Genomic DNA, 21,186 nt, shown 5'->3' on the forward strand with positions numbered 1-21,186 from the left:
CGTCCGCCAGCACGACCCGGATCACCGGGCGGCCCCTCGCAGCGGCAGGCGGGCCGCCAGCCGCCACACACCGTCCACCGGGCGGGCCTCGGCGGTGCCGCCCAGCAGTCGTGCCCGCTCGCCGATGCCCCGCAGGCCGCGGCCGCCGCCGGGGCGGGCCACCGGGGGCCGGGCGGGCAGCGGGTTCTCCATGGTGATCTCCAACGCGTCCCCGTCCCGTCCGACGGTCACCGACACCGGCTCGCCGCCCGCGTGCCGGGCCGCGTTCGTCAGGCCCTCCTGCACGATCCGGTACGCCTCGCGGGACACCGCCTCCGGTACGCCGGTGACGTCACCGTCCCGCACGCTCAGCGACACGTGCCGCCCGGTCGCGGCCAGCAGCGCGTCCAGCGCCTCCAGGCCCGGCCGGCCCGGCAGCTCGGCGTCTTCCTCGCCCCGGCGCAACAGGCCGAGCACGGCGTCCAGTTCGCCGACCGTGCGGCGTGCCGTCTCCTCGATGGCGCCCAGCGCCTCCCGTACGAACCGCGGGTCGCTGTCGAGCACCTTGCGCGCCGCGCCCGCCTGGAGCGTCACCGCGCTCAGCGCGTGGCCCACCGAGTCGTGCAGCTCACGGGCGAGCCGGTCGCGCACGGCCAGTTCCTCGGCGCGCCGTTCGGCCGCCGCCAGCCGGTCCGCCGGCGTGGGCCCGAGGAGCAGCGGGGCCCGCCGGGCCAGCAGCGCCCCCGCCCCCGCGGCCACCGCCGCCAGGGCGGCCAGCATCGCGAGCCCGGCCGGCACCCCGCCGTACACCAGCCACCGCTGGTCCAGCGCCCAGAACCGCTCGAGCTCCGACTCCCGCAGCGCGGCCGAGAAGGGCAGCGCCATCACCGACACGGCGAACGGCGGCAGCGCCAGCGACGCCCCGCTGACGAGCCCGCCCAGCCCCACGTGCAGCGTGAACCACCCGGCGGTGCGCGCCCTGGCGGCCCGCGACCTCGCCGGCCCGTCCGCGAACCGGTCCGCCGGAACCCCGCACAGCGTCCGCGCCGCCGCCACCGACATGGGCCGGGCCAGAGGGAACAGCGCCGTCACGGCGGCCAGCGGCAGGGCGACCGCGTACGCCCCGAACTGCGCGGCCGGCGAGCCGGAGAACATCCCGTCCCCGCCCGCGAACGGCGCGACGACCAGCGTGCCCAGCAGCCAGTACGGCATCAGCAGCGCACCGCCCAGGATCAGGTGCACCCATCGCAGCCGTGCGCGCCGCCCCAGCAGCGCCCTGACCGGCGCCCTCACGCCGGGCGCTCCGCACGCCGCCGCAGGAGGACGGCCACGCAGGCGCCCAGCAGCATCCCCGTGATCATCTCGCCAGCGTAGGCCAGCAGCATGGCGGCGGTGGGCTCGTTCGCGGGATCGCTCTGCGGCACCAGGGCGGCCAGCAGCAGCCAGCCACCCCAGCAGCCGACCCCGGCCGTACCGACCCAGGCGAGCGCCAGCGGTGCCTTCAGGGGCAGCCGGCGCCCCAGACGGAACACCATCGTCAGCACCCCCACGATGGCGGCGGCGGCGAAGAGCAGGCGGACGCCCTCCAGGACGAAGAAGTCACTGCCGCGCTCCGCGATCCGCCCCGCCGAGAGTCCCCGGGTGGAGCCGGAGAGCCACAGCACGTGCAGCGCCGCCGGCACCAGGAGCAGGACCGAGGCCGCCACGGCGACGACCCGGACCACGGGCCGGAACAGCGCCGGGGACACGTCGCGCACCCGGCCCCGCCACACCCCGCCCCAGCGGTCGCGGGCGTACAGGGCGAACAGGGTGCCGAGGGTGAGGCCCTGGACGATGAAGCCGCTGTAGACGACGGTGAAGACCCACTCGTCGAGGAAGGGCTCGGTGGACGCCGTGTGCCCGGCCGCCATCTGGGCCGGGTAGGCCACCATGATCGGCGCCAGGAGGCCGGTCGCCCCCCACATCGGGAACGCGAGCAGCCACGCCCTCACCGCCCGCCCCCAGCGCTGGGTGAACAGCAGCGCCAGGACGACGACGGCGGCGTCCATCAGCACGGTGACCAGGTTGGCCGCCGCCATCAGGTCCGGATCGTCCAGCAGCGCACTGCCCTCGGGGATCCCGACGCGGCTGCCGGACACCCAGGCGATCTTGAGCGAGACGTACGGGACGCACGAGACGACGGCGAGGGCGCGCAGCGCCCGGCGCGCCGGCCCCGGCCGGGTCACCTCGGACGCTGGACCCGCCGAGGGCGGCCGCCCCGCCGGGCCGGAGCCGGGCGGGTCCGCCGGGACGGTGGTGGGCGGGCCGGTCGAGGCGGAAGGGGGAGTCGGGGCGGAAGTGGGCGGGTTCGTCGTCATGACCCCCACGCTCCCGTCCGCGCGGTCCCCGCACCTCGTCCCCGGCGGTGAACCGCCTCCCCCGCGCGGCGGAGGCCCTCAGCCGCGAGGGAGGAGCGCCACCCCACCGGTCCCCCCGCGCCGCGCGCGACATCCCGGGCTTCGGAGCGGACGGGCCGTCAGAGCCGGCGGGTGGCGAGCGTCAGCCGGTCGCGCGCGTCGAACAGGGCGTCCTTGACCATCTGCTCGTGCGCCGGGGTGAGCCGGGCGACCGGGACCGAGCAGCTGATGGCGTCCCGGGCCGGGGTGCGGTAGGGGATCGCGACACCGAAGCAGCGCAGGCCCAGGGTGTTCTCCTCGCGATCCACGGCGTACCCCTGCTCGCGGACGGAGTGGAGCTCCTCGATCAGCTTCTCGCGGTCGGTGATCGTGTGCTCGGTGAGCGCCGGCAGCGTCTCCGGGAGCATCTTGCGGACCTGCTCGTCGCTGTGGGTGGCCAGCAGCGCCTTGCCGAGCGAGGTGGAGTGGGCGGGCAGCCGGCGGCCGACGCGGGTGAACGGCCGCAGGTAGTGCTGCGACTGGCGGGTGGCGAGGTAGACGACGTTGGTGCCGTCGAGCCGGGCCAGGTGGATGGTCTCGGTGGTGTCGTCCGAGAGCCGGTCCAGGGTGGGGCGGGCGGCCGCGACGACCTCGTCGCCGTCGATGTACGAGGTGCCGACCAGCAGGGCGCGCACGCCGATGCCGTACCGCGTGCCCGTCGCGTCGGTCTCCACCCAGCCGAGCTCGACCAGGGTGCGCAGCAGCATGTAGAGGCTGGACTTGGGGTAGCCGACGGCTTCCTGGACGGCGGCCAGGGAGTGCATGCCGGGGCTGCCCGCGAAGAACTCGAGCAGTTCCACCGTGCGGACGGCGGATTTGACCTGCGCCCCGCCGGAATCGGTAGCTGACATTCGACTCGCCCCTCTTGTGGTCACGCCGCGCCCGTTAATAGAGTCCCATTCATCATCAGGAACGCTGTTCAGAATACCGAACAATCACGGTGGGCTGGAAGGACGTAGTGGTGTCAGCAGTACAAGTCTGGAGTGTCGACCCCCGAACCGGGAAGCAGCGGGAGCAGGTTGCCGTCGAGGCGACGCCGGAGGACGTCGACCGGGTCGTACGGGCGGCGCACTCCGCCCGCGGCGCCCTCGCCGACCGCGCGGTGCGCGCCGCGTTCCTGCGTACCGCCGCCGAACTCCTCGACGGCGCCAAGGACCGGCTGGTGGCGGCGGCCGACGCCGAGACCGCCCTCGGTCCCGCCCGCCTCACCGGAGAACTGGCCCGCACCTGCTTCCAGCTGCGGGCCTTCGCCGGCATCGTCGACGAGGGCGACTTCCTCGGCGTCATCATCGACCACCCCGACGACACCGCCACCCCGCCCATCCCGGACCTGCGCCGCTACAAGGTCCCCCTCGGGGTCGTCGCCGTGTACTCGGCCTCCAACTTCCCCTTCGCCTTCTCCGTGCCCGGCGGCGACACCGCCAGCGCCCTCGCCGCCGGCTGTCCGGTCGTCGTCAAGGCCCACCCCGACCACCCGGCCACCTCCGAGCTGGTCGCCGCCGTCCTCGGCCAGGCCGCCGCGCAGCACGGCATCCCGCAGGCCGTCGTCGGCCTCGTCCACGGCTTCGAGGCGGGCGTCGAACTGGTCAAGCACCCGCTGATCGCCGCCGCCGGGTTCACCGGCTCGGTACGCGGCGGGCGGGCGCTGTTCGACGCGGCCGCCGCCCGGCCCGTACCCATCCCCTTCCACGGCGAACTGGGCTCCCTCAACCCGGTGGTGGTCACCCAGGAGGCCGCCGCCGAGCGCCCCGAGCAGATCGGCACCGGCCTCGCCGGGTCCATGACGCTCGGGGTGGGCCAGTTCTGCGTCAAGCCCGGACTGGTGCTGGCACCGGCCGGACCCGGCGGCGACGAACTGATCGCCTCCCTCGCCGGCGCGGTCAAGGGCGCCGGTGAAGGGGTGCTCCTCGACCACCGGATGCGGGACAACTTCGTCGCGGGCGTCACCGACCGGGCCGCGTTGCCGGACGTCGAGGCCCCCGTCACGCCCGGCGCCGGTGACGAGCACACCGTCAGCCCCGGGTTCCTGACCGTGCCGGCCGCCAAGCTGACCGAGGAGGGCGCGCACGACCTGCTGCTGGAGGAGTGCTTCGGCCCCGTGACGGTGGTCGCCCGGTACGAGGACGAGGACGAGGTCACCGCCGTCCTGTCCCGGCTGCCCGGCAATCTCACGGCCACCGTCCACCTCTCCTCGCGGGAGGCGTCCGGCGAGGGCCGCGGCGCCGAGATCCTCGCCGAACTCACCCCGCTGGCGGGGCGCGTCCTCGTCAACGGCTGGCCCACCGGTGTCGCCGTGGCCCCCGCCCAGCACCACGGCGGCCCCTACCCGGCCACCACCTCCACCTCCACCTCCGTCGGTGGCACCGCCGTCGAACGCTGGCTGCGCCCCGTCACCTACCAGTCGACCCCCGAGGCGCTGCTCCCGCCGGAGCTGCGCGACGACAACCCGCTGGGCCTCCCGCGCCGCGTCGACGGAACCATGGAGCGCTGATCCGGTGGTCACCGCGCTCCCCGAGCTGCCCTTCCCGTTGCGGCCGTACGGCCCCGACGCCGGCTGGTCGTACGAGCGGGGGACGCTGACCGGCCGGGCGGGCCCGCGCCAGGACCGTTTCGTCCCGCCGGCGGGCGACGCCCTGGAGCCGTCCTCCGACGCGCCGCGCCTACTCGGCGCGCCGCCGGAGGGCGACTTCCAGCTGGTCGCCCGGGTCAGGGCGGGCCTCACGGCCGCGTTCGACGCGGGCGCCCTCTACGTCCACGTCGGTGAGCGGGAGTGGGCCAAGCTCTGTCTGGAACTGTCGCCGGACCGTCCGACCGTGTGCACGGTCGTCACCCGCGGCCACTCGGACGACGCCAACTCCTTCGTGGTGGACGGCGACACCGTGTGGCTGCGGGTCAGCCGCACGGGCCGGGCGTTCGCGTTCCACGCCTCGGCGGACGGTGCGCACTGGACCTTCGTCCGGGTCTTCGCCCTCGGCGACGCGGCGCGGGCGGGCGCGGCGCTGGTCGGCTTCGCCGCGCAGTCGCCGGTGGGGGAGGGGTGCGCGGTCGCCTTCGACCGGATCGCGTACCGCCCGTACGGCCCGGCGGACCTGCGCGACGGCTCCTGAGCCACCCCGCCCCGGCCCGACCCGGACCCGGGCTCCGGACCCGGGCTCCGGACCCGGGCTCCTGGCCCGGGGAACATCGGTACAGCGGTTGGCGCTCGACCCCGGACGCCGGCGCCCTGCGCCCGCCGCACGACCCGGACGCTCGTCATGCGACTGGACGGTCATGACCGTTGCGCCCGCTCGGGGTGGTGTTCACCGACGGCAGACCAACGGGGGGGGGGGAATGAACCGGCGCGCCGAGCGGTTGAGGCCGTGAGCGGAGGCGGCCTCCGCGCGGCCCGGCCGCGCCTCACGACCTGGAGAGAACGAAGACATGCGCGTCGAGATCTGGAGCGACATCGCCTGCCCGTGGTGCTACATCGGGAAGGCGCGCTTCGAGAAGGGGCTCGCGGCCTTCGCCCACCGCGACGAGGTCGAAGTGGTGCACCGCTCCTTCGAGCTGGACCCGGGCCGGGCCAAGGGCGACACCGCTCCGGTGATCGACATGCTGGCGAAGAAGTACGGGCGCACCCGCGAGGAGGCGCGCGCCATGGAGGAGCACGTGGCCTCCAACGCGCGCGCCGAGGGGCTGGAGTACCGCACCGAGGGACGGGACCACGGCAGCACCTTCGACATCCACCGGCTGCTGCACCTGGCCAGGGCGCACGGCCGGCAGGACGCGCTGCTGGACCTCGCCTACCGGGCCAACTTCGCCGAGGAGAGGTCCGTCTTCGACCCCGGGGTCCTGGCCCGGCTCGGCGAGGAGGCCGGGCTGCCGGAGGACGAGGTGCGCCGCGTGCTGGCCGACGAGGACGCCTACGCCGAGGACGTACGGGCCGACGAGCGCGAGGCGGCCGGGCTGGGTGCCACGGGCGTGCCGTTCTTCGTCCTCGACCGGCGCTACGGCGTCTCGGGCGGCCAGCCCGCCGAGGTCTTCACCCAGGCGCTGGAGCGGGCCTGGCAGGGCCGGGCGATCCAGCCGGCCGGCGCCGGCGCGGCGGCCTGCGACGTGGACGGCACCTGCGAGGTGTGAACCCGCCGGACCGGGCCGCGCCGGACGAAGGCGATTGACCCGGCGCGGCGCCCGGACCAGGGTGGGGGAATGGAAACCTCTCTCGGTGGCGGCGAGTTCGCGCCCGCACGGACGTATCTGGACACTTCCCGCTGCGGGCTGCTGCCCCGCAGGACCGTGGCCGCGGTGACCGCGCTGGCGGAGGCGGTGGCCGCCGGGACGGCGGGCGGATCCGGCAGCTTCGAGGCGGTGGACGGCGCGCGGCGCGGGTTCGCGCGGGTGGCGGGCGTGAGCCCCGACCGGGTCGCGGTGGGCGGTTCGGTCGCCGTCCACGTCGGCCTGGTCGCCCACTCGCTGCCGCCAGGGGCTGAAGTCCTCTTCGTGGAGGGCGACTTCGGGTCGCTGATCACGCCGTTCACGGTGCGTGGCGACCTCAAGGCGCGGTTCGTGCCGCTGGAGGACCTCGCGGACGCGGTGCGGCCCGGCACGGCGCTGGTCGCCTTCTCGTCCGTCCAGTCGGCGGACGGCCGGGTGGCGGACCTGGCGGCGGTACGGGAGGCGGCGGCCGCGCACGGCGCGCGTACGCTCCTCGACGCGACCCAGTCGGCGGGGTGGCTGCCGCTGGACGCGGGGGCGTACGACTACACGGTGACGGCCGGGTTCAAGTTCCTGATGTGCCCCAGGGGCGCGTCGTTCCTGACCGTGACCGAGGAGGCCCAGGAGTCGCTGGTGCCCATCCACGCGGGCTGGTTCGCGGCGGCCGACCTGGACGACCCCTACGGCCCGGCCGCCCGGCTCGCCGACACGGCCCGCCGGTTCGACGAGCCGCCCGCCTTCCTGTCGTACCACGGGGCCGAGCAGTCGCTGGCCCTGCTCGGCGAGATCGGCGTGGACGCCGTGCACGCCCACGCGACGGCGCTCGCCGCCCGCTTCCGGGAGGGCCTGGTCCGCCTCGGCCACTCGCCGGTGCCCGGCACCTCGGCCGTCGTCGGCGTGCCGGGGCTGGGGGCGCGGCGGCCGGAACTGGCGGAGGCGGGCGTCGTCGTCTCCGCGCGGGCCGGCAACCTCCGGGCCGCCTTCCACCTCTACAACTCGGCCGCCGACGTGGACCGGGCGCTGGACGCGCTGTCCTGATCCCCGGACATGCCGCCCCGGGCCGCGCCGGCCGTGCCGTCCCGGGCCGGCGGCGGCGTGTCGGGGCACCCCGGCGTGCCCTTGCACAGGTTCGCCTCGACCTTGCCCAGGAGCCGGGACAGCTCGGCGCGCTCGGGCGCGTCGAGCCCGGCGAGGGTCAGCTCCTCCAGCCGGCTCCAGGCCCCGGTCACCTGCGCGTGCAGTGTGCAGCTGGCGGCCGTCGCCTCCACCAGCACGGCGCGCCGGTCGGCGGGGTCGGGGGAGCGGCGCACGTGGCCGGTCTGCTCCAGGCGCTGGAGCATCTTGGTGACCGTGGACGGGTCGAGGTCCAGGACCTTGATCAGCTCCGACTGGCGCACCGGGCCGGCGTCCCAGAGGTGCATCATCACGAACTCCTGGCCGGGGTAGATGCCGGCCTCCTTGAGGAACCGGCCCGCGGCGATGCGGTGCAGCCGGGCCACCCGCGACAGGGCGTGGCTCAGCGGGCCGCACTGCGCCGCCGAGGGCGGCGCGTCGGTACAGGCGGCGCGCTCGGCGCCCTCCTCGGGGTGTTGCGGGCCGGTCATCGGGGCTCCTCGCGGGACTGTCGGTCGATGCCGCCGATTTTACCTTGGTCGGCCAATGAATGCGCTACAGTGACGTCAGGCAGAAATACTTGGCCGACCACACATTGTCTTGGGAGCCTCCGATGACCACCGCTTTCGACCCCATCGACCTGTCCGGCACGCCCCTCGCCAACCGCATCGTCATGGCCCCGATGACCCGCAGCCGTGCCGGCGCCGGGCGCGTGCCGACCGTCCTCACCGCCGAGTACTACGCCCAGCGCGCCTCGGCCGGTCTGATCATCACCGAGGGCATCCAGCCCTCGCCGGCCGGCCAGGGCTACCCCGACACCCCCGGACTGCACAGCGCGGAGCAGACCGCCGCCTGGCGCCGGGTCACCGACGCCGTGCACGCCGCGGGCGGCCGGATCTTCGCCCAGCTCATGCACGCGGGCCGCATCGGCCACCCCGACCTGCTCGCCGACCAGCCCGGCGGCCTCCACCCCGTCGCCCCGTCCGCCGTGGCCGCCGAGGGACAGGTCTACACGGCCGAGGGCCCCAAGGACTTCGTCACCCCGCGCGAGCTCACCGACGCCGAGGTGCGGGAGACGATCGCGGACTTCGTGGCCGCCGCCCGCAACGCCGTGGCCGCCGGCTTCGACGGCGTCGAGCTGCACGGCGCCAACGGCTACCTGATCCACCAGTTCCTCGCCCCCGGCACCAACCGGCGCACCGACGCCTGGGGCGGCTCCGTGGAGAACCGCGTCCGCTTCGCCGTCGAGGTCGTCACGGCGGTCGCCGCCGAGATCGGGCCGGAGCGCACCGGCCTGCGGATCTCCCCCGGCAACGGCTACAACGACATCGACGAGCCCGAGCCGGAGGAGGCGTACACCGCGCTGGTGACGGCCCTCGAACCGCTCGGCCTCGCCTACCTGCACGTCCTGGAGAGCTCCCCGGCCACCCGCGAACTCACCCTGGCCCTGCGCAAGCTCTTCTCCGGCACCCTGGTGCTCAACCCCGCGACCGAGGGGCCCACCAGCGCCGAGGACCTGGCGCTCGTCGAGAACGGCACGGCCGACCTCGTGGCGTTCGGCGCCCTGTTCCTGGCCAACCCCGACCTGCCGGCCCGGCTCCGGGCCAACGGCCCCTACAACACACCGGACACGGCCACCTTCTACGGCGGTGACCACCGCGGCTACACGGACTACCCCGCCCTGGCCGTACGGTAGCGCGGGCTCACGCCGATTCCCGGCGCACCAGCTCGGTGGGGAGGATGACCGCGGCGGCCTCCTCCCCGCCTATCCGGGCCAGCAGCACCCGCACCATCTCGGCGCTGATCCGGTCCCACGGCTGGCGGATCGTGGTGAGCGGCGGCCGGGACGACACCGCCGCCGGCGAGTCGTCGAAGCCGCCCACCGCCACGTCCTCCGGCACCCGCCGCCCGGCCCGCGCCAGGGTGTCGAGCACGCCCTGCGCCATCAGGTCGGACGCCACGAACACCGCGTCCACGTCCGGTGCCCGCTCCAGCAGCAGCCCCGCCGCCGCCTCACCGCTCGCCCGGCTGTAGTCGCCCGGCACGATCAGCGCCTCGTCGGCGGGCAGCCCGCACTCGGCCAGCGTCTCGCGGTACCCCGCGAGCCGCTCGACCCCGCCCGGGGTGTCCGCGGGGCCGGTCACCGTGGCGATGCGGCGGCGCCCCGACGCGTACAGGTACCGCACCATCTCCCGCGCGCCGTCCCGGTCGTCGGCGGCGACGTAACTGACCTTCGACGTCTGGCCGAGCGGTTTGCCGCACGCCACCAGCGGGACGCCCGCCCGGCGCAGCTGCGTCACCACCGGGTCGCCGGAGTGGCTGGACACCAGCAGCACCCCGTCGACGTGACCCGCCTCGATGTACCGCAGATTGCGCCGCCGCTCGTCGGCCGTGCCCGCGATCATCAGCAGCAGCGGGATGTCCCGGTCGGCCAGCGCCTGGGTGCAGCCCCGCAGCAGCACGTTGAAGTTGGGGTCCTCGAAGAACCGCTCCTGCGGCTCGGTCAGCAGGAACGCCACCGAGTCCGACTTGCCGGTGATCAGCGAGCGGGCGTGCCGGTTCACGACGTACCCCGTCTTGCGGATCGCCGCGTTGACGGCGTCCTGGGCGGCGGGGCTGACGTAGTGCCCGCCGTTGAGGACTCGCGAGACCGTGCCGCGGGACACCCCGGCCTCCCGGGCCACGTCGTGGATGGTCGGCGGACGGCGGCGGCCCTCCGCGCTGCGGCTCGTGCTGCTGCGGCTCATGCTTGGCGTTCCCCTCGGTGTCATCAGGACTTTACGGCCCCGGACAGCAGGTCCAGGCTCCAGAACCGCTGGATGACCAGGAAGAGGGCGATGAGCGGGACGACCGCCAGCATGGCACCGGTGATCACCAGCGTGTAGAGCGCCGGGGTCGCCGCCCCCTGCGCGAGCAGGGTGTAGAGCCCCACCGTCATCGGGAACTTCTCGTCGTCACCGAGCATGATGTAGGGGAGCAGGAAGTTGTTCCAGATCGCCACGAACTGGAAGAGGAAGATCGTGACGAGACCCGGCGACATCATCGGGACCGCGATCCGCAGGAAGATCCGCCACTCGCCCGCCCCGTCCATCCGGCCCGCCTCCACCAGCTCCATGGGGATGGCGGCCGCCGCGTAGATCCGGCCGAGGTAGACGCCGTACGGGGACAGGACCAGCGGCAGCAGCACGGACAGGTACGTGTCGGCCATCCCGGCCTTCGCCACCAGCAGGTACTGCGGGATGGCGAGGATGACCGGCGGCATCAGCACACCCGTCAGCAGGACGTTGAAGACGGCTTCCCGCCCGCGGAAGCGGTAGACCGCCAGCGCGTAGCCGGAGACCGCCGACACCGCCGTGGACAGGACGGCGCCGAAGCCCGCGTAGAAGGCGGAGTTGGCCATCCACCGCCAGTAGACCCCCTCGCGGTAGGCGCCGAGGTCGGCCAGGTTGTCGCCGAGGCCGCTGCCCGGCAGGAACGTGAACGTGGAGAACAGCTCCGTGCCGGACTTGGTGGACGCCACGAGCACCCAGGCGACCGGCAGCAGGCAGTACAGCGCCCCGAGCAGCAGGGCGGCCGTGGGCAGCGGGGCGATCCGGCCGGGGCGGGGCCGGACGGACGGCGGGCCCTGCGAGGTGCCCGGTGTGGTGCCGGCCGCCGGGGCGGCCTTGCGCGTCGGGGGAGCGGTGAGGTCGGTCATCGGGTCCGTCCCTGCTTCCTTCCGGAGTTGGAGGCCCGCAGAAGGCCGAACGACAGCACGAAGGTCGCGACGGCGAGGACGACGGCGGTCGCCGACGCCGCGTGGACGTTCCCGCCGACGAAGGCGTCGTTGTACACCTTCATCAGCGGGCTCCAGGTGGTCGGGATGCCGTTGGTCAGCGGACGCAGGGTGGTCGGCTCGCTGAAGACCTGGAGCGTCGCGATGATCGAGAAGAAGAAGGTCAGCACCAGCGACGGCGCCACCATCGGGATCTTGATGCGCAGCGCGATCTGGAGCGGGGTGGCCCCGTCCAGCTTCGCCGCCTCGTACACCTCCGCCGGGATGGACCGCAGCGACGTGTAGATGACGATCATGTTGAAGCCGGTACCGCCCCACACGGCGATGTTCGCCAGCGCCAGGAACAGCGGCCCGCCGTCCAGCAGGTCGGGCCGCGGCAGCCCGACGGCGTCGAGCGCGTAGTGGAACGGGCTGACGTCCGGCAGGTACAGGAACCCCCACAGCATCGCCGCGACCACGCCCGGGACGGCGTACGGGAGGAAGATCGCCAGCCGCGAGAAGGACCGCGCCCGGACCCGCTCGGTGTCCAGCAGCAGCGCGAACAGCAGCGCCAGCCCCAGCATCACCGGCACGACGATCGCGCCGTACCCGAGGATGCGCAGCGCGCCGCGGGCGAGCTCGGAGTCGGTGAGCGCGGCGGTGTAGTTGGCCAGGCCCGCCCACACCTCCTGGCGGGCGCCCCGGCCCAGGCCGAGGCCCTTGACCTCGATCCGGTGCAGGCTCAGCCAGACCGCGTAGCCGATGGGCAGGGCGAAGAAGACGGCGAACAGGAGCCCGGCCGGGAGGAGGAACAGATAGGGCGCGTTCCGCACCCGTCGCCGCGCGGCACCGGGCGAGGCGTGGACGCGCGCGGTGGTCGTGCGGGGTGCGCCGCCCGGGCCGGGCGCGTCCCCGGCGCCGTGCCGGGGCGCGTCCGCCACGCCGGGCGAGGTGCGGCGGGTGTCCGTCACGGGGCGACCTCGAAGCCCTGCTTCTTCAGGTCCGCGACCGTGGCGTTCCGCATCGCCGTGAGCGCGGTGCCGAAGCCCGACTTCGCCTTGGCGGCCTTGCCGAACTCGTCCTTGAAGGCGGTGTACGCGACGTTGACGTTCGGCCCCCAGGCGGCGGGCGCGGTGGTCCTGGCTATCGCGGCGGCGCGGGTGTAGAAGTCCGGCTGGTTGGCGAAGAACGCGGGCGGCTGGGCGAGCGCGCCACCGGACTGGGCGGCGATGGCGGCGGGGTACACACCGCTCTCCCTCACCAGCGCGGCCAGCGCCTCCGGGTCGGTGTTCAGCCAGGTGGCGAACCTCACCGCGGCGGCCTTGTGCGTGGAGTCGGTGGTGACGGCGGTGGTGGAGCCGCCCCAGCTGCCGGTGGAGTTGGTGCCGTTGGTCCACTGGGGGAGCGGGGCCATCGCCCACTTGCCCTTGGTGGCGGGCGCGGCGGTGGTGAGGGTGCCGGGGGCCCACACCGCGCTCACCCAGGCGATCTGCTTGCCGGTGTTGAGCGCCTTGTTCCAGGCCGGGGTGTACATCGGCTGGTTGTCGACGGCGCCCTCCGCGACCAGGCCGCCCCAGAAATCGGCGACCTTCCTGGTGGCCGCGTCGTCGATGCCGACCTTCCACTTCTCTCCCTCGGTCGTCCACCACCTGGCGCCCGCCTGCTGGGCGAGCCCGGCGAACAGGCCGGAGTCGTTGGCGGAGAAGGTCGTCAGGGCCTTGTCCGGGGCCTTCTTCTTGAGCGCGCGGGCGGTCGCGGCGAACTCGTCCCAGGTGGTGGGGACCTTCAGCCCGTACTGGGTGAACAGGTCGGCGCGGTAGTAGAACATCATCGGCCCGGAGTCCTGGGGCAGCGCGTACACCGCGTCGGTGCCCAGCGTGACCTGCTGCCAGACGCCCGGGGCGAACGCCTTCCGGGCGTCGCCGGCCTCCGCGGAGATGTCCGCCAGGGCGTCGTTGCTGACCAGCGTAGGCAGCGCCTGGTACTCGGCCTGGACGAGGTCGGGGGCCTGGTGCGCCTTGGCCGCCGTGATGATCTTCGTGACCAGGTCGTCGCCGGAGGCCTGCTTCTTCACGGTGACCGTGATGCCCGCCTCCTTGCCGTGCTTGTCGTTCCACAGGGCGGCGACCTTGTCCATACCGGGCGCCCACGCCCAGTACGTCAGTGAGACGGGGCCGGACGCGGCCTCCCCGCCGTCGCCGGACGTCCCGCACCCGGTGAGGGCGGAGGCGCCGAGGACGACGGCGGTGGCGGTGGCGATGGCGGAAATGCGGCGGCGCAGCGCGTGCGGCATGGGGGCTTCTCCCTGACCGAGGGGGGCGGCCTCCGCCGTGGTGGGAGGCCTGCCATGCTTCTGTGAGCGTTCACAGTAGAGAAACATCCCAGACACTTGTCAATGGTTGATGCTGTGCGGTTATGTTGCGTTCCGGCGGCGCAGTCTGTGTGTGCACGTTCCCACTTGATGGCCGCGCCGTCGGAAGCCTCCCTCAGGAATCAGGAGAAACCCCATGCCGGAGACCACTCCCACCGGCCTGCACCGGCTCGCCTACGGCGGGGACTACAACCCCGAACAGTGGCCGGAAAGCGTCTGGCAGGAGGACGTCCGGCTGATGCGCGAGGCGGGCGTGACCATGGTCAGCGTCGGCATCTTCTCCTGGGCCAGGCTGGAACCCGAGCCCGGCGTCCACGACTTCGGCTGGCTCGACCGGCTCCTGGACCTGCTCCACGAGCACGGCATCCGCGCCGACCTCGGCACGCCCACCGTCGCCCCGCCCGCCTGGTTCTACCGCGCGCACCCCGAGGCGCTGCCCGTCACCCGCGAGGGCACCCGGTACGCCTTCGGCTCCCGCGGCGCCATCTGCCACAGCTCACCGGCGTACCACGCCGCCGCGGCGGACATCACCGAGCGCCTCGCCCACCGCTACGGCTCCCACCCCGCCCTCGCGCTCTGGCACGTCCACAACGAGTACGGCGTCCCCGTCAGCGCCTGCTACTGCGACACCTGCGCCGACCGCTTCCGCCACTGGCTCGACGCCCGCTACGGCTCCGTCGGCGCGGTCAACGACGCCTGGGGCACCGCCTTCTGGGGCCAGCACTACACCGCGTACGACCAGATCGACCCGCCCCGCGTCACGCCCACCGTCGGCAACCCGGCCCAGCAGCTGGACTACCGGCGCTTCGCCGACGCCACCATGCGCGACAACTTCGTCCGCGAACGGGACATCCTGCACCGCCTGGCCCCCGGCGTACCGGTCACCACCAACTTCATGACCGCCCTCAGCCAGTGCGACAGCGTCGACTACTGGGCCTGGGGCCGCGAGGTCGACCTCGTCACCAACGACCACTACCTGATCACCGACGGCCGCCGCACCCAGGTGAACCTCGCCATGGCCGCCGACCTCACCCGTTCCGTCGCCGGCGGCGCCCCCTGGCTGCTGCTGGAGCACTCCACCAGCGGCGTCAACTGGCAGCCCCGCAACCCCGCCAAGCGCCCCGGCGAGATGGCCCGCAACTCCCTCGCCCACGTCGCGCGCGGCTCCGAGGGCGCCATGTTCTTCCAGTGGCGCCAGTCCCGGCGCGGCGCCGAGAAGTTCCACTCCGCGATGGTGCCCCACGCCGGCACCGACTCCCGCGTCTGGCGCGAGGTCGTCGCACTCGGCGCCGACCTCGGCGCGCTGGCCGGGCTGCGCGGCACGCGGACCGTCGCCGACGCCGCCATGGTCTGGGACTGGCACTCCTGGTGGGCGCAGAGCCTGGAGTGGCGCCCCAGCGAGGACCTCGACGCCCGTGAGCGCGCCGACAGCTTCTACGAGACCCTCTGGGACCGGCACCTGACCGTCGACTTCGCCCACCCCGAGGCCGACCTGTCCGCCCATCCGCTGGTCGTCGTCCCCGCCCTGTACCTCACCACCGAGGCGGCGGGACGCAACCTGCGCTCCTACGTCGAGAACGGCGGCACCCTCGTGGTGTCGTACTTCTCCGGCATCGTCGACGAGCACGACGCCGTCCACCCCGGCGCCCACCCCGGCGCGCTGCGGGACGTCCTCGGGCTCACCGTGGAGGAGTGGTCGCCGCTGGGCGAGGGCGAGACGGTACGCCTCACCGAACGGGCCGGGGACCGGGCGCTGACCGGCGACGTCTGGACCGAGTTCGTCGTCCCGCGCGGCGCCGAAACGGTGTGGACCTACGCCGACGGCCCCGCCGCGGGGCGCCCCGCCGTCACCCGCCACCGCCTCGGCGAGGGCACCGCGTGGTACGTCTCCACCCGGCTCGCCCCGCCCGCCCTGGACGCGATCATCGGCGCGGCCTGCGAGGACGCCGGCATCGCAGCGCGCTCCGAGCTGCCCCGCGACGTGGAGGTGGTGCGGCGCACCGGCGAGGGCGGTACCTACCTGTTCGCCCTCAACCACACCTCCGCCGACGCCAAGGTGCCGCTGGACGGTCCCGGCACGGAGCTGTTCGGCGGCGAGGCCGTCACCGGTCACCTCGCCGTCCCGGCCGGCGCGGTCCGCGTCGTCCGGCTCGCCTGACCCTCACCGCCTCACCGCCTCACCCCGCACCACCGTCACACCCCGCACCACCGCCACGCACATCGTCGAAGGGACACGACATGTACGGCACCACCAGAACGGCCGCCGCCGCCGTCACCGCCGCCGCGGGCCTGGTCCTCGCCGGGCTGCCCGCGACCACGGCCACCGCCGCGGCCACGCTCACCAATGCCGGTTTCGAGAGCGGCGCCACCGGCTGGTCCACCTACTCGGCCACCGGCCGGAACAGCGCCTCGTTCACCGAGGCCGGCGGGGCGAGCGGCACCACCAGGCTCTCCCACTGGTCGTCCTCCGCGTACGCGGTGGAGACCTACCAGTACCTCAGCGGACTCACCGACGGCACGTACACGCTCAGCGCCCGCGTCCGCTCCAGCGGAGGGCAGAACGCGGCGTACATCGCCCTGCGCAACTGCGGCGGGGCCGAGCAGCGCACCGACCTGCCGCCCACCGCGAACGGCGCCTGGATCCGGATCGTCACCTCCGTCAAGGTGACCGGCGGCCAGTGCACCGTCAGCCTCAACTCGGACGCGCACGCGGGAGAGTGGGCCAACTTCGACGACATCACCTTCACCCGGGGCACCACGGGCCTCGCGGTCAAGGGCGGCGACCTGTCCACGCTCCCCAAGAACGAGGCCCACGGGGCGGCCTACCGGTACGCGAACGGCACGAGCGGCGACGCGATGACCGTCCTGAAGTCCGCCGGTATGAACTACGTCCGCCTGAAGGTCTGGGTGAACCCCGCCGACGGCTACAACAACAAGGCCAAGGTGCTCGCCATGGCCAAGCGCGCCAAGGCCCAGGGCATGAAGGTCCTGGTGGACTTCCACTACTCGGACACCTGGGCCGACCCGGGCAAGCAGTACAAGCCCGCGGCCTGGTCCTCGCACACGTACGAGCAGTTGAGGAAGGACGTGTACGACCACACCCACGACGTCCTCGGCGCGCTCAAGGCGCAGGGCACGACCGCCGACATGGTGCAGATCGGCAACGAGCTCAACGGCGGCATGCTCTGGGAGGAGGGCCGCACGTCGAACTGGCCGCAGCTGGCCGGCCTGCTGACGTCCGGCGCGAACGCCGCCAAGGCCGTCTCACCGGCCACGCAGGTGGCCCTGCACCTCGCGAAGGGCGGCGACAACGAGGGCACCCGCTGGTGGTTCGACCAGGCCGTGGCGTACAAGGTGCCCTTCGACGTCATCGCCCTGTCGTACTACGGCTACTGGCACGGCCCGCTGTCCGGTCTCCAGGCCAACCTCGACGACGTCGCCGCCCGTTACGGCAAGCCGGTGCTGGTCGCGGAGACGGCGTACGCGCACACGCTGGCCGACGACGACTTCCTGGAGAACAACGTCGCCACCGCGGACATCCTCGCGCCCGGCTACCCGGCCACCCCGGCGGGCCAGGCCGCGAACCTGCGGGACGTGATGAACGTCGTGGAGGCGGTGCCGGGCGGCCGGGGCCTCGGCGTCGTCTACTGGGAGCCCGCCTGGACGGCCGTCACCGGCAGCGGCTGGGACCCGGCCGACCCGGCGTCGGGCAACGCCTGGGAGAACCAGGCCCTGTTCGACTACGACGGCAGGCTGCTGCCGGCGGCGAACTGGTTCCGCCACCGCTGAGCCGGCCGCTGAGCCCCGGCGCCCACCGCTGAGCCCCGGTGCCAGCCGCTGAGCCGCCTCGCCCACCGCTGAGCCCCGGCGCCCAGCTGAGCCGCCTCGCCCACCGAGCCGCGAGGGGCGGGACCCCACCCGGGTCCCGCCCCTCCGCATGTGCGTCCGGCGCGTCACCGCACCGGCGTGAAGTCCCGGGCCCCGATGAACTCCGGGCGCCGGACCGGGGCCGCGAACGGCTCCACCGCCGTGTTCTCCACGCTGTTGAACACGATGAAGACGTTGCTGCGCGGGAACGGCGTGATGTTGTCGCCCGAGCCGTGCATGGCGTTGCAGTCGAACCAGGTGGCCGAACCCGCCCGGCCGGTGAACAGCCGGATGCCGTGGGCGTCCGCGAACCGGGTGAGCGCCTCGTCCGACGGGGTGCCCGCGTCCTGCATCTGGAGCGACTTCTTGTAGTTGTCCTTCGGCGTCTCGCCCGCGCAGCCCAGGAACGTCCGGTGCGACCCCGGCATGATCATCAGGCCGCCGTTGGTGTCGAGGTTCTCGGTCAGCGCGATCGACACGGACACGGTCCGCATGCGCGGCAGCCCGTCCTCCGCGTGCCAGGTCTCGAAGTCCGAGTGCCAGTAGAAGCCCGAGGCGCCGAAGCCCGGCTTCACGTTGATCCGCGACTGGTGGACGTACACGTCCGAGCCGAGGATCTCGCGCGCCCGGCCCACCACGCGCTCGTCGCGCACCAGCCGTGCGAAGACCTCGCTGATCCGGTGCACCTCGAAGACCGACCGCACGTCCTGGGACTTCGGCTCGACGATCGAGCGCTCGTCGGCCCGGATCGCCGGGTCGCCGACGAGCCGGTCGAGCTCGGCGCGGTAGACGGCGACCTCCTCCTCGGTGATCAGCTGGTCGACGGCGAGGAAGCCGTCACGCTCGAACGACTCCAGCTCCGGGGTGAGCGGCCCCCACACGACCGGGTCGCGCCGGGGCGTGACCACCTCGGACGCGCCTCGGGTGGGGTACAGGTCCTGCGTGGTCGTGCTCGTGCTCGTCGCCGTCATGGTTCAGTCCTCCTCCGTGAGCAGCGGGTAGACACCGTTCTCGTCGTGGTCCTCCCGCCCGGTGACGGGAGGGTTGAACACGCACACGCACCGGAAGTCGGTCTTCGGGCGCAGGGTGTGGCGCTCGTGGCCGTCGAGCAGGTACATCGTGCCGGGCTCGATCCAGTGGGTCTCACCCGTCTCGTCGTCGGTCAGCTCGGCCTCGCCCTCGACGCACAGCACGGCCTCGATGTGGTTGGCGTACCACATGGACGTCTCGGTCCCGGCGTACAGCACGGTCTCGTGCAGCGAGAAGCCGACCTTCTCCTTGGCGAGCACGATGCGCTTGGACTCCCAGGTACCCGAGGCCGCCTTGACATGGCGCTCGGTGTTCTCGATGTCCTTCAACGATCGGACGATCACGGTGGTGCACCTTCCTTCGTACGGGTGGGGGTCAGGCGGTCTCGCGGACCGCGCGGGCCAGGGTCCGCAGCCCCTCGTCGAGCTCGTCGGGCGTGATGGTCAGCGGCGGCAGCAGCTTGACGACCTCGCTCCGCGGGCCCGAGGTCTCGACCAGCAGGCCCAGTTCGAAGGCGCGGGCGCAGACGGCGGAGGCGCGCGCCTTGTCGGTGAACTCCATGCCCCAGACCAGGCCACGGCCCCGGAAGTGGGCGCCGTAGGCGGAGTTCTCGTCGCAGATGGCCAGCAGCGCCTGTTCGACCTGCTCGCCGCGCGCGATGGTCTGCTTCTCCATCTGGCCGTCGGCCCAGTAGGTGTCGAGCGCGGCGGTGGCGGTGACGAACGCCGGGTTGTTGCCCCGGAAGGTGCCGTTGTGCTCGCCGGGACCCCACACGTCCAGCTCCGGCATGAACAGGCACAGCGACATCGGCAGGCCGTAGCCGCTGATGGACTTGGACAGGGTCACGATGTCGGGGGTGATGCCCGCCTCCTCGAAGGAGAAGAAGGCCCCCGTGCGGCCGCAGCCCATCTGGATGTCGTCGACGATCAGCAGCATGTCCTGCCGGTCGCACAGCTCCCGCAGGGCCCGCAGCCACTCGGGCCGGGCGACGTTGATGCCGCCCTCGCCCTGCACGGTCTCGACGATCACGGCGGCCGGCTTGTTCAGCCCGGAGCCCTGGTCCTCCAGGAGGCGCTCGAACCACAGGAAGTCCGGCACCCGGCCGTCGAGGTAGTTGTCGAACGGCATCGGCGTGCCGTGCACCAGCGGGATGCCCGCCCCGGCGCGCTTGAACGCGTTGCCGGTGACGGCGAGCGAGCCCAGCGACATGCCGTGGAAGGCGTTGGTGAACGACACGATCGACTCGCGCCCCTTCACCTTGCGCGCCAGCTTCAGCGCGGCCTCCACGGCGTTGGTGCCGGTCGGGCCGGGGAACATCACCTTGTACGGCAGGTCGCGCGGCCGGAGGACCACGTTCTGGAACGACTCCAGGAACGCGCGCTTGGCCGTCGTGGCCATGTCGAGGCCGTGGGTGATGCCGTCCCGCTCGATGTAGTCGAGCAGCGCGCGTTTCAGCACGGGGTTGTTGTGCCCGTAGTTGAGGGAACCGGCGCCGGCGAAGAAGTCGAGGTAGGTGTGGCCGTCCTCGTCGGTGAGGCGGGCACCCTGGGCGCGGTCGAAGACGGCGGGCCAACCGCGGCAGTAGCTGCGCACCTCCGACTCCAGGGTCTCGAAGACGCTCAGGGCGGGCGGGGTGATGGTCACAGCGGTTCGTCTCCTCGTGGGGGTGTCTCGGTCGTACGTGTCGGGCGGCGGGCGGGCGGGAGGGGCGGCGCGGCGCGGGGCGGGCGGGGGTCCGACGGGGGCCGGGAGGGCGTTCGGCGCGGGTGTTTCCGGTTCCGCGCCGGGTGTCGGGTTCCGCGCCGGGTCGTCAGGTGATCGGGCCGATGCGGTAGAGCACCTCGGGCTCGTGGCTCCCCTCCGGGAACAGCCCCCCGTCGAACAGCACCTCGCGCTCCAGGGACGCGCCCCGGCGCTCCGCGTACGACGTGAAGAGCCGGTCGGACGCCGTGTTGTCCGGTGTGACGGTCGTCTCCACGGTGTCGACGCCCTGTCCGGCCACGCGCGCGGTCAGCGCGTCCAGCAGCACACCGGCCAGCCCCCGGCCGCGGTGCGCCTTGTCCACGGCGACCTGCCAGACGACGAGGGTCCGCGGCCGCTGCGGCCTGACGTACCCCGTGACGAAGGCGATGGGCTCCCCGTCGGCGCCCCGCGCCACCAGGGACGTGCCGGCGAAGTCACGGCACCACAGGAGATAGCTGTACGAGGAGTTGAGGTCCAGCACCTCGGAGTCGCGGGCTATGCGCCATATCGCGGCTCCGTCCTCCACTCGTGGGGCGTCGATACCGATGGCCGGTGCGGCCGGTCGGTGGAATTCGTTTCGGGCACCTGCAAGGTCGGCTTGTGCGGCGGTCATGCGGATTGAACTTACCCAGCAATTTCTGAAATTGCATCGCCGTATGGGGTTGGGCGAGGCACTGACCTGTGTTATCGCGCGGGCGCGA

At 73.4% G+C, this 21,186-nt stretch carries 19 protein-coding genes; 7 read left to right on the plus strand and 12 right to left on the minus strand.

Annotation, left to right across the window (positions count from 1 at the left end; genetic code table 11):
* Positions 1-21: 21 nt before the first annotated feature.
* The 3 genes from IE109_RS02465 to IE109_RS02475 all read right to left on the minus strand — a co-directional run bounded on the left by IE109_RS02465 (position 22) and on the right by IE109_RS02475 (position 3,265).
* Positions 22-1,272, minus strand: coding sequence for a sensor histidine kinase (locus tag IE109_RS02465; protein WP_229890458.1), 1,251 nt, complete (start codon positions 1,270-1,272; stop codon positions 22-24).
* The gene (locus IE109_RS02470) at positions 1,269-2,336 is read right to left on the minus strand and encodes an FAM174 family membrane protein (protein WP_229890460.1); all 1,068 of its coding nucleotides are present in this window, start codon (positions 2,334-2,336) and stop codon (positions 1,269-1,271) included. Before IE109_RS02470 ends, IE109_RS02465 begins: the two co-directional genes overlap by 4 nt.
* 158 nt (positions 2,337-2,494) lie before the next feature.
* Positions 2,495-3,265: an IclR family transcriptional regulator gene (locus tag IE109_RS02475; protein ID WP_189548720.1), complete on the minus strand. Its 771-nt coding sequence runs from the start codon at positions 3,263-3,265 to the stop codon at positions 2,495-2,497.
* 110 nt (positions 3,266-3,375) lie between these two features.
* Between IE109_RS02475 and IE109_RS02480 the strand changes: the two genes are divergently transcribed.
* The 4 genes from IE109_RS02480 (at position 3,376) to IE109_RS02495 (ending at position 7,646) form a co-directional block, all read left to right on the plus strand.
* Entirely contained in the window at positions 3,376-4,905 is a 1,530-nt protein-coding gene (locus IE109_RS02480; RefSeq protein ID WP_189548721.1) for an aldehyde dehydrogenase (NADP(+)), read from the plus strand.
* 4 nt (positions 4,906-4,909) lie between these two features.
* Entirely contained in the window at positions 4,910-5,521 is a 612-nt protein-coding gene (locus IE109_RS02485) for a DUF1349 domain-containing protein (RefSeq protein ID WP_189548722.1), read from the plus strand.
* 313 nt (positions 5,522-5,834) lie between these two features.
* On the plus strand, positions 5,835-6,533 hold the full coding sequence (locus IE109_RS02490; protein WP_189548723.1) for a DsbA family oxidoreductase: 699 nt from the start codon (positions 5,835-5,837) through the stop codon (positions 6,531-6,533).
* A gap of 69 nt (positions 6,534-6,602) precedes the next feature.
* Complete coding sequence (locus IE109_RS02495; RefSeq protein WP_189548724.1) at positions 6,603-7,646, plus strand: aminotransferase class V-fold PLP-dependent enzyme; 1,044 nt, start codon at positions 6,603-6,605, stop codon at positions 7,644-7,646.
* Here IE109_RS02495 and IE109_RS02500 read toward each other — a convergent pair.
* Positions 7,598-8,212 (minus strand): MarR family winged helix-turn-helix transcriptional regulator, encoded by a 615-nt coding sequence (locus IE109_RS02500; RefSeq protein WP_189548725.1) that lies wholly within the window; start codon positions 8,210-8,212, stop codon positions 7,598-7,600. The two genes, IE109_RS02495 and IE109_RS02500, sit on opposite strands and share 49 nt — an antisense overlap.
* Positions 8,213-8,334: 122 nt before the next feature.
* Between IE109_RS02500 and IE109_RS02505 the strand changes: the two genes are divergently transcribed.
* Positions 8,335-9,417, plus strand: a complete 1,083-nt coding sequence (locus IE109_RS02505; RefSeq protein ID WP_189548726.1) for an alkene reductase — start codon at positions 8,335-8,337, stop codon at positions 9,415-9,417.
* Between the two features lie 7 nt (positions 9,418-9,424).
* Here IE109_RS02505 and IE109_RS02510 read toward each other — a convergent pair whose 3' ends face one another.
* The 4 genes from IE109_RS02510 to IE109_RS02525 all read right to left on the minus strand — a co-directional run bounded on the left by IE109_RS02510 (position 9,425) and on the right by IE109_RS02525 (position 13,768).
* A complete protein-coding gene (locus tag IE109_RS02510) occupies positions 9,425-10,468 on the minus strand; it encodes a LacI family DNA-binding transcriptional regulator (RefSeq protein ID WP_189548727.1) in 1,044 nt (347 codons plus the stop codon).
* Between the two features lie 23 nt (positions 10,469-10,491).
* Positions 10,492-11,418, minus strand: a complete 927-nt coding sequence (locus tag IE109_RS02515; RefSeq protein WP_189548728.1) for a carbohydrate ABC transporter permease — start codon at positions 11,416-11,418, stop codon at positions 10,492-10,494.
* On the minus strand, positions 11,415-12,308 hold the full coding sequence (locus IE109_RS02520) for a carbohydrate ABC transporter permease (protein ID WP_189548849.1): 894 nt from the start codon (positions 12,306-12,308) through the stop codon (positions 11,415-11,417). Before IE109_RS02520 ends, IE109_RS02515 begins: the two co-directional genes overlap by 4 nt.
* A 134-nt stretch (positions 12,309-12,442) precedes the next feature.
* Positions 12,443-13,768, minus strand: a complete 1,326-nt coding sequence (locus tag IE109_RS02525; protein WP_189548729.1) for an ABC transporter substrate-binding protein — start codon at positions 13,766-13,768, stop codon at positions 12,443-12,445.
* 214 nt (positions 13,769-13,982) lie between these two features.
* Here IE109_RS02525 and IE109_RS02530 point away from each other — a divergent pair, with 214 nt between their 5' ends.
* Both IE109_RS02530 and IE109_RS02535 read left to right on the plus strand, forming a co-directional pair.
* Positions 13,983-16,004 (plus strand): beta-galactosidase, encoded by a 2,022-nt coding sequence (locus IE109_RS02530; protein ID WP_189548730.1) that lies wholly within the window; start codon positions 13,983-13,985, stop codon positions 16,002-16,004.
* An 80-nt stretch (positions 16,005-16,084) separates the two neighbouring features.
* A complete protein-coding gene (locus IE109_RS02535; protein WP_189548731.1) occupies positions 16,085-17,635 on the plus strand; it encodes a glycoside hydrolase family 53 protein in 1,551 nt (516 codons plus the stop codon).
* Between the two features lie 164 nt (positions 17,636-17,799).
* On the opposite strand, the gene thpD is transcribed toward IE109_RS02535, so the two are convergent.
* The 4 genes from thpD to ectA all read right to left on the minus strand — a co-directional run bounded on the left by thpD (position 17,800) and on the right by ectA (position 21,098).
* Positions 17,800-18,684, minus strand: a complete 885-nt coding sequence (gene thpD / locus IE109_RS02540) for an ectoine hydroxylase (RefSeq protein WP_189548732.1) — start codon at positions 18,682-18,684, stop codon at positions 17,800-17,802.
* 3 nt (positions 18,685-18,687) lie between these two features.
* Positions 18,688-19,086: an ectoine synthase gene (locus tag IE109_RS02545; protein WP_189548733.1), complete on the minus strand. Its 399-nt coding sequence runs from the start codon at positions 19,084-19,086 to the stop codon at positions 18,688-18,690.
* A 31-nt stretch (positions 19,087-19,117) separates the two neighbouring features.
* Positions 19,118-20,386 (minus strand): diaminobutyrate--2-oxoglutarate transaminase, encoded by a 1,269-nt coding sequence (gene ectB / locus IE109_RS02550; protein ID WP_189548734.1) that lies wholly within the window; start codon positions 20,384-20,386, stop codon positions 19,118-19,120.
* A 166-nt stretch (positions 20,387-20,552) separates the two neighbouring features.
* Positions 20,553-21,098 (minus strand): diaminobutyrate acetyltransferase, encoded by a 546-nt coding sequence (ectA, locus tag IE109_RS02555; RefSeq protein WP_189548735.1) that lies wholly within the window; start codon positions 21,096-21,098, stop codon positions 20,553-20,555.
* Between the last annotated feature and the right edge of the window lie 88 nt (positions 21,099-21,186).

Source organism: Streptomyces lavendofoliae (assembly GCF_014649735.1).
GTDB classification, from domain to species: domain Bacteria; phylum Actinomycetota; class Actinomycetes; order Streptomycetales; family Streptomycetaceae; genus Streptomyces; species Streptomyces lavendofoliae.

Coding starts and splice junctions, on each gene's coding strand:
- IE109_RS02470 (WP_229890460.1), bottom strand. CDS start 2,336: ATGACGACGAACCCGCCCACTTCCGCCCCGACTCCCCCTTCCGCCTCG.
- IE109_RS02475 (WP_189548720.1), bottom strand. CDS start 3,265: ATGTCAGCTACCGATTCCGGCGGGGCGCAGGTCAAATCCGCCGTCCGC.
- IE109_RS02490 (WP_189548723.1), top strand. CDS start 5,835: ATGCGCGTCGAGATCTGGAGCGACATCGCCTGCCCGTGGTGCTACATC.
- IE109_RS02495 (WP_189548724.1), top strand. CDS start 6,603: ATGGAAACCTCTCTCGGTGGCGGCGAGTTCGCGCCCGCACGGACGTAT.
- IE109_RS02500 (WP_189548725.1), bottom strand. CDS start 8,212: ATGACCGGCCCGCAACACCCCGAGGAGGGCGCCGAGCGCGCCGCCTGT.
- IE109_RS02505 (WP_189548726.1), top strand. CDS start 8,335: ATGACCACCGCTTTCGACCCCATCGACCTGTCCGGCACGCCCCTCGCC.
- IE109_RS02510 (WP_189548727.1), bottom strand. CDS start 10,468: ATGAGCCGCAGCAGCACGAGCCGCAGCGCGGAGGGCCGCCGCCGTCCG.
- IE109_RS02515 (WP_189548728.1), bottom strand. CDS start 11,418: ATGACCGACCTCACCGCTCCCCCGACGCGCAAGGCCGCCCCGGCGGCC.
- IE109_RS02525 (WP_189548729.1), bottom strand. CDS start 13,768: ATGCCGCACGCGCTGCGCCGCCGCATTTCCGCCATCGCCACCGCCACC.
- IE109_RS02530 (WP_189548730.1), top strand. CDS start 13,983: ATGCCGGAGACCACTCCCACCGGCCTGCACCGGCTCGCCTACGGCGGG.
- IE109_RS02535 (WP_189548731.1), top strand. CDS start 16,085: ATGTACGGCACCACCAGAACGGCCGCCGCCGCCGTCACCGCCGCCGCG.
- thpD (WP_189548732.1), bottom strand. CDS start 18,684: ATGACGGCGACGAGCACGAGCACGACCACGCAGGACCTGTACCCCACC.
- ectA (WP_189548735.1), bottom strand. CDS start 21,098: ATGACCGCCGCACAAGCCGACCTTGCAGGTGCCCGAAACGAATTCCAC.